The 12,633-nt window shown below is 66.7% G+C and carries 9 protein-coding genes; 5 read left to right on the forward strand and 4 right to left on the reverse strand.

Annotated features, from left to right (window positions below; genetic code table 11):
• Window positions 1-15: 15 nt before the first annotated feature.
• Window positions 16-573 (reverse strand): isochorismatase family protein, encoded by a 558-nt coding sequence (locus RYL44_RS02035; RefSeq protein WP_314974921.1) that lies wholly within the window; start codon window positions 571-573, stop codon window positions 16-18.
• A gap of 124 nt (window positions 574-697) precedes the next feature.
• Between RYL44_RS02035 and metG the strand changes: the two genes are divergently transcribed.
• From metG to RYL44_RS02050, 3 genes are all read left to right on the forward strand, one after another.
• Entirely contained in the window at window positions 698-2,539 is a 1,842-nt protein-coding gene (metG, locus tag RYL44_RS02040; protein WP_314974922.1) for a methionine--tRNA ligase, read from the forward strand.
• A gap of 122 nt (window positions 2,540-2,661) precedes the next feature.
• The gene (locus RYL44_RS02045; protein ID WP_314974923.1) at window positions 2,662-4,128 is read left to right on the forward strand and encodes a glycoside hydrolase family 32 protein; all 1,467 of its coding nucleotides are present in this window, start codon (window positions 2,662-2,664) and stop codon (window positions 4,126-4,128) included.
• Between the two features lie 210 nt (window positions 4,129-4,338).
• Entirely contained in the window at window positions 4,339-6,375 is a 2,037-nt protein-coding gene (locus RYL44_RS02050) for a sucrose-specific PTS transporter subunit IIBC (RefSeq protein ID WP_314974924.1), read from the forward strand.
• Between the two features lie 530 nt (window positions 6,376-6,905).
• On the opposite strand, the gene RYL44_RS02055 is transcribed toward RYL44_RS02050, so the two are convergent.
• The gene (locus RYL44_RS02055) at window positions 6,906-7,928 is read right to left on the reverse strand and encodes a LacI family DNA-binding transcriptional regulator (RefSeq protein ID WP_314974925.1); all 1,023 of its coding nucleotides are present in this window, start codon (window positions 7,926-7,928) and stop codon (window positions 6,906-6,908) included.
• 302 nt (window positions 7,929-8,230) lie between these two features.
• Here RYL44_RS02055 and RYL44_RS02060 point away from each other — a divergent pair, with 302 nt between their 5' ends.
• Both RYL44_RS02060 and ptsP read left to right on the forward strand, forming a co-directional pair.
• Window positions 8,231-8,497, forward strand: coding sequence for an HPr family phosphocarrier protein (locus RYL44_RS02060; protein WP_073982843.1), 267 nt, complete (start codon window positions 8,231-8,233; stop codon window positions 8,495-8,497).
• Between the two features lie 4 nt (window positions 8,498-8,501).
• Window positions 8,502-10,184 (forward strand): phosphoenolpyruvate--protein phosphotransferase, encoded by a 1,683-nt coding sequence (ptsP, locus tag RYL44_RS02065; RefSeq protein WP_314770446.1) that lies wholly within the window; start codon window positions 8,502-8,504, stop codon window positions 10,182-10,184.
• A gap of 85 nt (window positions 10,185-10,269) precedes the next feature.
• Here the strand turns inward: ptsP and RYL44_RS02070 are convergent, their stop codons facing one another.
• Together RYL44_RS02070 and RYL44_RS02075 are read right to left on the reverse strand one after the other, a co-directional pair.
• Window positions 10,270-10,902, reverse strand: a complete 633-nt coding sequence (locus RYL44_RS02070; protein WP_314974926.1) for a hypothetical protein — start codon at window positions 10,900-10,902, stop codon at window positions 10,270-10,272.
• A gap of 15 nt (window positions 10,903-10,917) precedes the next feature.
• Window positions 10,918-12,591 (reverse strand): PspC domain-containing protein, encoded by a 1,674-nt coding sequence (locus RYL44_RS02075; protein WP_314974927.1) that lies wholly within the window; start codon window positions 12,589-12,591, stop codon window positions 10,918-10,920.
• Window positions 12,592-12,633: the final 42 nt, after the last annotated feature.

The following is a 12,633-nucleotide window of genomic DNA, read 5'->3' on the forward strand; positions in this document are numbered from 1 at the left end:
CGTCAGGGAATTTGCTCAGACGAGCAGAACGCCCTCCGTCATCATCCACTCGCGAGCCACCGCGCCCAGCTCCTCGGAGACGGGGGCGGTCAGCTCACGCAGGACACGCGTCGGGAATCCGGCGTGGACAGCATCCACGGCCGTGCACGCGACGCAGTGCGACTCGGCCAACCCCACGACATCCACGTCCGTGATGCCGGCGGCGCGCAGCGCCTCCTCCAGCGTCTTCCCATCCTCGGTCGTCCCCTCGAACCCCGAGTAGGCGGCCTTGTACTGGCCCTTCTTGATCGTCACGTCCGCGTGCACGTTCGCGAGCGCCGGGTGCAGCTCGGCCTCCGCCGTGCCCGCCACGCCGTGCGGAGGCCACGTGTCCACGAAATCCGGCGTCTCCGAAAAATGCTCGCCCGGATCGATATGCCAATCCTGCGTGGTCACGATCAGCTGATACTCGTCGCGGTGGGCATCCACGTAGGCGGCCACGGCCTCGGCGACCGCGTTACCTCCCGTCACCGGCAGGGCACCGCCCTCACAGAACGTGGGCTGAACGTCGACGATAATGAGCGCGCGGGTCATGAATCCTCCATCAATATGGCGTTTTCGCCAGGATAACACCGTAGCCACGTGCCGCGACAGCGCGTATGTCGTCCCCAGGCGCCAATTCCCCCTTCGAGCCAGCCAAGCAGTATTGTTAGAGGCTATGAGTCGTATTCTGTCCGCCGTCGCATGGCCCTACGCCAACGGCCCCCGTCATATTGGCCACGTTGCGGGATTCGGTGTCCCCTCCGACGTTTTCTCCCGGTACATGCGAATGGCCGGCCACGACGTCCTCATGGTCTCCGGCACCGACGAACACGGCACCCCCATCCTGGTGGCCGCCGACGGCGCCGGCATGAGCGCCCGCGAACTTGCAGACCAGAACAACCGACTGATCGTCGAGGACCTCGTGGCGCTCGGCCTGTCCTACGACCTCTTCACCCGCACGACCGCCGGCAACCACTACCGCGTCGTCCAGGACATGTTCGCCACCGTGCGCGACAACGGCTACATGATCGAACAGGTCACGCGCGCCGCCATCTCCCCGTCCACCGGCCGCACCCTGCCCGACCGCTACATCGAGGGCACGTGTCCGATCTGCGGTGCCGAGGGAGCGCGCGGCGACCAGTGCGACAACTGCGGCAACCAGATGGACCCGACCGAGCTCATCAACCCGCACTCGCGCATCAACGGCGAGACCCCCAAGTTCGTGGAGTCCGTCCACTACTTCCTGGACCTGCCCGCCCTGGCCGACGCCCTGTCCGCCTGGCTCGACGAGCGCGAGCAGTCCGGCACGTGGCGCCCCAACGTCATCAAGTTCTCCAAGAACTTCCTGGAGGACATCCGCCCCCGCGCCATGACGCGCGACATCGACTGGGGTATCCCGGTGCCCGGCTGGGAGGACCAGCCCACCAAGCGCCTGTACGTGTGGTTCGACGCCGTCATCGGCTACCTGAGCGCCTCCATCGAGTGGGCACGCCGCACCGGCGACCCCGAGGCGTGGCGCCAGTGGTGGAACGACCCCGAGGCCCTGTCCTACTACTTCATGGGCAAGGACAACATCGTCTTCCACTCCCAGATCTGGCCCGCCGAGCTGCTCGCTTACAACGGCCAGGGTGCCAAGGGTGGGACCCCCGGCGACCTGGGTGTCCTCAACCTGCCCACCGAGGTCGTCTCCTCCGAGTTCCTCACCATGGAGGGCAAGAAGTTCTCCTCCTCGCACGGCATCGTCATCTACGTGCGTGACTTCCTCTCGCGCTACCAGGCCGACGCGCTGCGCTACTTCATCAGCGCGGCCGGCCCCGAGACCTCGGACTCCGACTTCACGTGGGCCGAGTTCGTGCGTCGCACCAACGGCGAGCTCGTCGCCGGCTGGGGCAACCTGGTCAACCGCACGGCCTCCATGATCGCCAAGAAGTTCGGCGAGATCCCCACCCCCGGTGAGCTGCAGGACATCGACCGCGCGCTCCTGGACGCCGTCGAGGCCGGTTTCGCCACCGTCGGCAACCTGATCCGCCACCACCGCCAGAAGGCGGCGCTGTCCGAGGCCATGCGCCTGGTCGGCGAGGCCAACAAGTACGTGACCGACACCGAGCCCTTCAAGCTCAAGGCGCCCGAGGAGCGTGAGCGCCTCGCGACCGTCCTGTGGACCCTCGCCCAGGCCGTCGCGGACCTCAACCTCATGCTCTCCCCGTTCCTGCCCCACGCGGCCAACGACGTTGACCGCGTCATGGGTGGTGCGGGCGAAATCGCGCCCATGCCTCGTATCGAGGAGGTCGCCGAGCTCGACCCGCAGGTCCTGCCCTCCGACTTCGAGGGACGAGGCGGCTACCCGATCATCACCGGTGACTACACGAACGTTCCCACCTGGGAGCGCCACCCGATCATGCCCGGCACCCCGATCGCCAAGCCCACGCCGGTCTTCGTCAAGCTTGACGAAGCGATCGTCGAGGAGGAGCTTGCCCGCTACGCGGACGTTCACCCCGATGACGTCACGGGGGCCTGAGCAGGGTTTTTCCTTGCAACGCCGCCCCTTGTGGCCGAGGGTGAGCGAGCGTGAATCCGCGCGGGCGGGACGGAAGCGTCCCGCCCGCGCGCTCGTCTATCCCGGGGTGTTACCGTGAGGTCATGGCCGAAGATTTTCTCGCGTCCGCCCTCGCTGCCGAGGCCTCGTCGCGCGCCCCTCACGATCCCGACTACCCGCTCTTTCACGTCGCACCCCCGGTGGGCCGACTGAACGACCCGAACGGCCTCATTGAGGTCGGCGGGACGTACCACGCGTTCTTCCAGTACACGCCCGAGCACCCGCGCCGCCTCGTCTACTGGGGCCACGCCACCTCGCGCGACCTGACCCGCTGGGACTATCACGCCCCCGCGATCCTGCCCGACACCCACCAGGACGCGAACGGCGCCTACTCGGGCACCGCCATCGAGGTCGGCGACCACGTCGAGCTGTGGTACACCGGCAACTACAAGGACGCCGAAACGGGGGAGCGCGAGGCCACCCAGTGCGTCGTGACCACGACGGATATGGTCCACTTCGACAAGCAGGTGCCCCCGATCATCGGCCACCAGCCGGACGGCTACACCGCGCACTTCCGTGACCCGCAGGTGTGGCGCGATGCGGACGGCTCCTACCGCATGCTGCTCGGCGTCCAGCGCGAGAACCTCACGGGCGCGGCCCTGCTCTACCGCTCCGCGGACCTGCGCGCGTGGGAGTGCGAGGGCGAGATGACCTTCCCCGACGCCGGAGGGGCCTTCGACGCGTTCGGCTACATGTGGGAGTGCCCCAACTTGGTGCGCCTCGTCGACGAAGAATCGGGTGAGGCGCGCGACGTCCTGATCTTCTGCCCGCAGGGTATCTCGCCTGATCGCGAGGGCTTCGAGAACGTCTTCCCGTGCGTCGCCGTCGTCGGCGAGCTCGTCGGGACCGAGCTGCGGGGCGCCGACGGCTCCTTCGAGGAGCTCGACCGCGGCACCGAGTTCTACGCGCCCCAGATCATGGCGCGCTCCGCCTCCACGCCGCCGGAAGCGCCGACCCTCCTCTTCGGTTGGGCGGGTAACGCTGGCGAGGACGATCAGCCCTCCATCGAGACGGGCGGCTGGGTGCACTGCTTCACCGCCCCGCGCGCCCTGGCCCTGCGCGGCGGCCGCGTCATCGCCCGCCCCTACCTGCCGGGCCTGCCCCTCGCTCCCGCCACCCTCGAGGGTGCTCCCGGGGACGAGGCCGGGGCGCGCGTGGTCGAGCTCGCCGGCTCGCGCTCGTGGCGCCTGGCCTTCGACGCCTCCTACGACGGGCCGCTGTCCGTGCGCATCGGCGAGGAGTCTGGCCTCGACGTCACGCTCGAGGAGGGGCGCCTCACCGTCGACCTGACGGGCACGCGCTACCCCCACGGCGGCCGCCGCGTCGTCACCCTGGACGCGGGGGAGGCCAGCCGCGTCGAGATCCTCCACGACCGCTCGATCACCGAGATCTACCTGGGCGACGGCTCGCGCGTCTTCACGACCCGCACCTTCCTGCACGGCGAGGGCGCCGGCGTGACCCTCACGGGCGCCGCCTCCGTGACGAACGTGAGCGCCGCGCGCGCCGACTGAGCGAACCGAGAACGAGGCCGTGGCTGCTTGAGTGGCTACGGCCTCGTCGTATGTGGGCGGTCTCTCAGCGGCTTGCGTGAGATTTTCCCTCATCACCTTGCCACAGTGAGGCCTGTCATCCTAATATGTCAATCGATTGCTACACAATGCCCAGCGCGCTGCGAACAATGACGTACTGCGTGGGTTTTTCAGAAAGGAATGTGGTCAGCGATGGATCACGCCAAGGTGGCAGGGGAGGTCGTCGAAGCGGTCGGCGGCGCCTCCAACATCAGCGCAGCGGCTCACTGCGCAACCCGTCTCCGTCTGGTGATCGCGGACGAATCCAAGATCAACCAGCAAGCCCTCGACGACAACGAAGACCTGAAGGGCACGTTCGCCGCCGGCGGCATGTTCCAGATCATCGTCGGCCCCGGCGACGTCGACCAGGTCTACGACCACATGGTCGCCGACCACGGCGTGCGCGAGGTCTCCAAGGACGAGGCCAAGGAAGAGGCCGAGGCCGGCGGCAACATCTTCTCCCGCTTCATCAAGATGATCGCCGACATCTTCGTCCCGGTCCTCCCCGCCCTGATCGCCGGCGGTCTGCTCATGGCCCTCCACTCGGTCCTGACGGCCGAGGGACTTTTCGGCGAGCAGTCCGTCATCCAGATGTTCCCGGCGCTGACCGACTATGACGCGCTCATCAACCTGGTGTCCTCCGCTGCCTTCGCGTTCCTGCCCGTGCTCGTCGGCTTCTCCGCCGCCAAGCGCTTCGGCGGCAACACCTACCTGGGCGCCGCGATGGGCGCCGCCATGGTGTCGCCCTCGCTGCTGTCCGCCTACTCCATGACGGACGCCGCGGCCGCCGCCAAGTTCTGGGCCTACACGGACCAGTCCTCCGTGTGGAACCTCTTCGGCCTCGAGGTCACCAAGGTCGGCTACCAGGCGATGGTCATCCCCACCCTGGTCGTCACCTGGATCATGTGCCTCATCGAGAAGAACCTGCACAAGGTCCTCAAGGGCACCGCAGACTTCCTGTTGACCCCGCTCATCACCCTGCTGATCACCGGCTTCCTGGCCTTCGTTATCGTCGGTCCCATCACCCGCGAGCTCTCCAACTACCTGACTTACGGCATCAACTGGGCGTACACGACCCTCGGCGTCTTCGGCGGCCTCATCTTCGGCTTCTTCTACAGCGCCATCGTGGTGACCGGTCTGCACCAGTCCTTCCCCGCCATCGAGATCCCGCTGCTGCAAGGCGACGGTGACTTCATCTTCCCGATCGCCTCCATGGCGAACGTTGCGCAGGGCGCGGCCGCTCTGGCCGTCTTCTTCAAGACCCGCGACGCCAAGCTCAAGGGCCTGGCCGGCGCCGGTGGCGTGTCCGCCGTCTTCGGTATCACGGAACCCGCGATCTTCGGTGTCAACCTGCGTCTGCGCTGGCCCTTCTACTGCGCGATGGTGTCCGCCGCCATCGGCTCGGCGGGCGTCGCCCTGCTGAACGTGCGCGGTCAGGCCCTGGGTGCCGCGGGCTTCGTCGGCTTCGTGTCGATCAAGCCCGAGTCGATTCCCGCGTACCTGGCCCTCGAGGTCCTCGTCTTCGTTATCTCCTTCGGTCTCACCTTCGCCTACGCCATGACGCGCGGCAAGGCCGACATGGAGGGCCGCGCGCCCGCCGCCAAGGCTGCCGCTCCCGTGGCCGCTGCGGCCGCTGCTCCTGCCGCCGCTGGTGCGCCTGCCGCTTCCGCCGCCGCCCCGGCTGCAGCCGCTGCCCCAGCCCCGTCCTTCTCAGAGGAAGCCAAGGCTGACCTCTCCGTCGCCTCGCCCCTCGCGGGCACCGCGATTCCGCTCGAGCAGGTCAAGGACGAGTCCTTCGCCAAGGGCATGCTCGGCCCCGGCATCGGCATCGAACCCGCTGACGGCCTCGTCGTCGCGCCGTTCGACGGCACCGTGACCGTCGCCTTCCCGACCGGTCACGCCTACGGCCTCAAGTCCGCCTCTGGCGTCCAGGTCCTCATTCATGTTGGTATGGACACCGTCAAGCTGGACGGCAAGGGCTTCACGCCTCACGTCTCCAAGGGCGACGTCGTGCGCCGCGGCGACGTGCTCGCCGAGGTCGACCTCGACGTGATCCGCGCAGCCGGCTACGAGACCATCACGCCCGTCGTCGTGACGAACAAGAAGAAGTTCGGCGCTGTCACGCCGCTCGCGAGCGGGCAGGTCCAGCGCGGCGACCAGCTGCTCGACGTGGCTCCTAAGGAGGCCTGAGCCTTCCGGGGGTTTTCCCCGACAATGCGGGTGGGCGGCACCAGCAGTGCTGGTGCCGCCCACCGTTTTTCTGCTCTCGTCTGGGTGTGGCCACAGCGAGTGGTTTCCTAACAATGTCGCATGCAATTTCCCTGTCAACCTTTCATGCATTGAAATATGGGTGTTGCAATTCCAACGTTTGCGGGCCTGTCGAAAAGTTCGGGTAGCCGAATTGCACGCGAAATGTGGGGGAAGCGGCCGACGGTGACGATCGGAGGGGATAGGTGACCTGCTCACACATCATGCCGAACGCGCAGACAGGCGACCTGCTCACAATCAGGTCGAACATGTCGAGAGGTGGCGAACATGCGGATAGGTTGTGCATACGCGGATAGGTTGTGACGATGCGGATAGCTTATTTACCTATCCGGATGTGGATAACCTATCCGGATGCGGATAACCTATCCGCGTGCGGACCTGTGGGCCCTCGCGGGGCAAGAAATAAACCGGGTCAGCGATGAGCGGTGACCATCTCGCAGCGCGTGAGGTGCTCAGGCGCTGATCGATCGCCCCCGGATCAGCGTGCCCGGGAACTCGATCGTGGGGGCGGGAGGCGCCCCGGCCTCGTCGATGGGACGCCTGGCCGCGCCCTCCATCTGCTCCAGGAGGATGTCGACGGCGGCGCGGGCGATTTGCTCGATCGGCTGGCGGATCGTCGCCAGGTGAGGCAGGGCGCGGCGCATGGATTCGGTGCCGTCGAAACCGATGACGGACAGGTCGCCGGGCACCGACAGGTCCCGGTTGCGCGCCCACTCCAGGACCTCCGCGGCGGCCAGGTCGTCCGTGGCGAAGATGCCGTCGATGGGGGCGTCGGTGCGCGCCTGGTCGAGGCTGCCCTGCACCATCGCAAAGCGCTGCGGGGTCGGCGTGTCGAAGGGGACGGTGATGACGCGCGCCTCCAGGCCGGCCCGCTCGACCTCGGCGCGGAAACCCGCTTCGCGCAGGTTACGTGGTCCCGAACGGGAGGTGAGCAACAGCAGGTGGCGGCACCCCGCGTCCAGGAGCGCGCGCGTGGCGATTGCGCCCGCCTCCCGGTTCGCGCAGCGAACGTTCGGGATCGAGGGGCTCAGCTCGCGGTCGATCGTGACCAGGGGCATGCGGATCGTGTCGTATTCCTCCAGCCCTTCGTTGTGTGCGCCGGAAATAATGCCGTCCACGCGGTTGCCCACGAGCAGGGACAGGTATTCGCGCTCGCGGTCGGCTCGACCCATCGAGTTGCAGATGAGGATGCGGTAGCCGGCGTCAGCGAGGGCGTTTTCGACCTCGACGGCGAGCTCGCCGAAGAAGGGGAGAGACACGGCGGGAACGATGAGGCCCACGGTCTGGGTGCTCTTGCCGTGGAGGGCGCGGGCCAGTGAGTTGGGGCGGTATCCCAGGGCATCGATGGCGTCCGCCACGGAGCGCTTGGTTTTTTCCGACAGGTAACCGCGGTTGTTGAGGACGCGCGACACGGTCGTTGGACTGACGCCGGCGAGCTGGGCGACGTCGGCCAGCGTCGGTTCGCGGGAGCTCATGCTCGCTTTCCTTTCGTCGGTACCTCTCTAGTGTAGTCGGTAGGTGGGTGGATGGTCGCGTGTCGCCGCGTCGAGGCTCAAACGAGGCCGTGGCTGGGTCGTTGTTTGTCTGGCGGTTGTTGGGATCGGTTGGGGGTTGGTTGGGAGCTGTCGGTATGGTTTGTTGGGATCGGTGAGGGTGATTCATCCCATTAGGCCGCGTGGTGGGATGGAGTTTTCAAATGAGTGCACTACGTCATAGTATGGGCGGTACGGGTCCACGTGTCTGACGATGGACATACCCGCATTCGAAAGGAACGACTATGATTTCCCGCACCGTTGCAATTGGTTCCTCCGTTGGTCTCCATGCGCGTCCCGCCTCCGTTCTCGCCGAGGCCGTCGATGACTCCGGCGTTGAGGTCACGATCGCGTTTGATGGCGAGGAGGCCGACGCTGCGTCGCTTCTCGAAATCATGACCCTTGGTGCCAAGCACGGCGATGTCGTCACCCTGTCGACCGAGGATGATTCCGCGGGCGAGGTGCTTGATTCGCTCGTCGCGCTGCTCTCGCGTGACCTTGATCAGGAGTGAGCTGATGGCGACGCACGACGTTCTGCATGGTATCGGCGTTTCTGCCGGTACCGCTGCTGCGCCCGCCGCGATCGTTCAGCCTGCGCCCGGCGTTGACACGTCGGAGCCGGGCAGCGTTGATGCTGCCGCTGACGGTGCGCGCGTTCGTGAGGCGCTCGCGGCTGTTTCTTCGCGCCTGACGGAACGCGCGGCGAAGGCGCCGGAAGAGACGAAGGCGATCCTGAAGGCAACCGCCCAGCTTGCGGGTGACCGCGGGTTGGCGAAGGCTGTCGACAAGAAGCTGAAGAAGGGCCTGGGCGTGACGCAGGCTGTCCATGACGCGGTTGAGGACTATGCGCAGATGCTGCGTAGCCTGGGCGGCTACATGGCGGAGCGCGCGACCGACCTGTACGACGTGCGTGATCGCGCGATCTGTCAGTTGCGTGGGCTTCCCGAGCCGGGTGTTCCCGCGTTTGAGGGGTCAGTTATTCTGGTGGCTCGCGACCTGGCTCCCGCTGAGACTGCGACGCTGAACCCGGATACAGTCCTCGGCATCATCACCGAGGTCGGTGGGCCCACGTCACACACCGCGATTCTTGCTGCTCAGCTGGGGATTCCCGCGATCGTCAAGGCCGAGGGAATCATGGCGGTCGAGGAGGGTACCATCCTGGCGCTCGACGGCGGTGTTGGTGAGGTGATCATCGCGCCGACCGATGATGAGGTGACGCTACTGAAGGAGCGTTCGCTGCGCCGTGCGCGTGCCCTGGCTGGTTCGACCGGTAAGGGAGCTACCTTCGATGGTTACCCGGTCAAGCTCCTGGCTAACATTGGAACGGTCGACGACGCGCTCAAGGCCTCGAAGGTGGACCTGGAAGGTTCGGGTCTGTTCCGCACGGAGTTCTTGTTCCTGGAGCGCTCGGATGCTCCGTCGTTGGAGGAGCAGACGGACACCTACACGAAGGTCCTGGAGGCTTTCGGTGAGCGCCGTGTTGTCGTGCGTACGCTCGATGCTGGCGCGGACAAGCCGCTGAGCTTCGCGGATCTGGGTGCCGAGGAGAATCCCGCCCTGGGCGTGCGTGGCCTACGCCTGTGCCAGAGGCGTGAGGACCTCATCGACACTCAGCTGAAGGCTCTCGCAGCCGCGTACAAGGCGACCGGCGCAGAACTGTGGGTCATGGCCCCGATGGTTGCCACCGCCAGCGAAGCGACCTGGTTCGCGGACAAGGCGCGAGGCTACGGCCTGCCCAAGGTCGGCATCATGATCGAGGTGCCCGCGGCCGCTCTGCGCGCCGAGCAGCTCCTGACGATCGTGGACTTTGCCTCCATCGGCACGAACGACCTGACGCAGTACACGATGGCCGCTGATCGCCTCGACGGTAACCTGGCGCCGCTTCTTAACCCGTGGCAGCCGGCTGTCCTGGAGATGATCCGTACCGCTTGCAATGGTGGTCGTGCGACCGGTAAACCCATCGGCGTGTGCGGCGAGGCCGGAGGGGATCCGCTGCTGGCGCTGGTTCTCACGGGCCTGGGCGTCGCATCCTTGTCGATGGCCCCGTCGAAGGTCAATGCGGTTCGTGCGGCCCTGCGCATGCACGACCTGGCGACTTGCCAGCAGATGGCTGCTTTCGCGGTGGATGCGCCCAACGCGAAGGAGGGGCGTGAAAACGTCCTGAAGCTGGTGGCTCCCGCCATGCTGGATCTGCTCTGATTCGGCAGCACTGACACGCATATTGACGGGGGGTGGGTCCGAACCAATGGTTCGGACCCACCCCCCGTGACGTTTACCTGCGACGTTAGTTGAAGCGGATCGCGTCTGCGGCGCTCGTCGTGTTCGTCGTCGAGTCCTTGTGTTCTTTGGGTCGTCCCGAGAAGATCGCGGTGACGATCAGGATGACGCCGAGAGCGCCGATGGCGCTGATGCCGAGGATCGGCAGGTTGAAGGTCGGGATGTATGCTTCGGCGATCAGGAACGCGCCGACCATGCACACCAGGATCGCCCAGGTGAAGGCGCCGACGCGCACGCCTCTGCTGGGTGCCTCGGGCAGGTCACGGATGCTGGCGGGCCAAGCGGGAGCGCTCCACGTCTGAGCTCCGGAAGCAGACGCGCCCGCCGGGCTCGCAGCCGCAGATGCGCCGCGCGAGCCAGCCTGAGCGCCCAGGCCAGCCCCGGCCTCGTCGGCGGGGGGAACGGACTCGCCCGTGGAGGCCGGATCGAAGGCCGTGCGCGCGCCCGCCCCGGTGAAACCGCCCGCCGGGGCAGGCTCGGAGGGCATCTGCGTGTTCGGCTCGTCGCGGAAGACCGCGAGGGGATCCGACGTGGGCATCTCAACCGTCGCGTCCGGGACAGCATCAGGGATCGTGGGCAGCGGCGTCGTTGCGTCGAATTCGGGTAGCTGCATGGTCTGGTCGTCGTTCGAGGTGGTCATTGTCGTGATCCTTCCTCAGTTACCCGACTGGGAGTCGGTGGGGGTGGGTGACGGGGCGGGGCTGGGTGTCGCGCTGGAGGTCGGCGCCGACGTGGAACCCCACGTGCCAGACGCGTCTGGGGCCTGGAGGATTGTCAGGTTATCCAGGTCGGCCTCGCTGGTGATGATGACCGTGATTCCGCCAAGCGAGGGGGTGCCCCACGAGGGGGATGCAACGCTCTGGTCCGAGCAGCGTTTCAGTGGGGCAGCCCAGCCGTCGCCCTCCATGTTGGTGGCCACTGAGTTGATGTCCGACTGGCACACGATCTGGACGGGTTGTCCTTCGGCGACTTTGATCGTCAGGTTCTGCCAGGCCTGCCAGTCGACCAGGATCGATTTGGTGGTGCCTGCGGGCGCCCCGGTCAAGTCGAGGGTGACGGTCCCGAGGGGGCCTGGGCCGTGTACGGCGTCCACGGTCCAGTCTACGGTTGTGGCGCTGGTGGAGTTCTGGACCGATGTGGAGATCGTGCGGATGGTCTGGTGGGTGGCCTCGGTGCCGAGGGCTGCCGTGGGTAGTGCTGCGATGATGCCGATGATGGACAAGGTGGTGAGCCAGCCGGCGCTGCGGTCGCGCAGGGCGGCAACCGCCAGGCAGGCACCGACGATGAGTAGGCACACGCCGCCGCCGATGACGATGATGCGGGCAACGGTTTGGTCGGTCGTTGCGCCCGTGATGAAGGGGATTGTGGGTCCTTTGTCTACCAGGTAGAGTCCGGCGAAGACCGCTGCGACGACGAGGACGAGCAGCCCGGTGACCGCCAGGTTGACACGCGAGGACACGGTGCGGGGCCGGTGGGTGGGTGCGGGACGCGGGGTCCACTGACGAGGCTTGGGCGGGCCCGCGGGAGTCCTCCAACCGGGGTGGGGCTGGGAGGGGCGAACAGATGCGGGGCGCGGCCCGGTTTGCGCGCCCGAGGCGGCGCTGGCGGCGGTGTTGTCGGGGACCCCGTAGAAGGGGTAGCCGTCGGGCGAGCTGCTGGAATGCTTGGATCCCGTGGGGTCCGAAGCGTTAGCGGCCCGTGTGGCCTCGCCAAAAGGGTTGGGATCACCCGCCGCTCGGTTGGCAGGCTGGGTGCCTGGGTAAGCGCCGTACTGGGGATTGCCGTACTGGGGATTTCCGTACTGGGGAGAAGCGTACCGGTTGGCCGCACCCGGGCTTCGTTTCTTGTTCGAGGCATTCGCAGCGTTCACCACGATGAGTACAACGCCGATCATGCCGGCGAGGACGACGAGCGCAGCGAACGAGCCGAAACCGATGCCGGTGCCGCCGAAGATGAAGCCCACGGAGGGGATGAGGGACGACAGGGAGAACAGGCCGAGGACAATGCCGCCGACCACTGCGATGTCGAAGCGACCCTCGAGGGCCTCCTCCAGGTGAATGCGACCGTCCTGGGCCTCGGGGAGCATCAGCCAGCCGAGGGCGTAGGCGAGCGGAACCATCGGAATGAAAAACGCGGCCAGGACAGTCAAGACGCGCACGAGCGACAGATCCCAACCGGTGCGGGCGGCCACGCCCGAGCACACGCCGCCAATCACGCGAGGATGCGCGCGGTACCAACCCGAATCGCGTATGGAATCAAAGAAACTGCCGCGGGGCGGGCGCTGCTGGTACCCATCACCGGGCTTAGACGGGCCATTGGGCCAACTCATGATGCACTTCCTCTCGAAAGGATCCACAGTGCGCGGATCGAT

Origin of the sequence: Actinomyces bouchesdurhonensis (genome assembly GCF_963540955.1) — a bacterium.
In the GTDB taxonomy this organism is placed as follows: domain Bacteria; phylum Actinomycetota; class Actinomycetes; order Actinomycetales; family Actinomycetaceae; genus Pauljensenia; species Pauljensenia bouchesdurhonensis.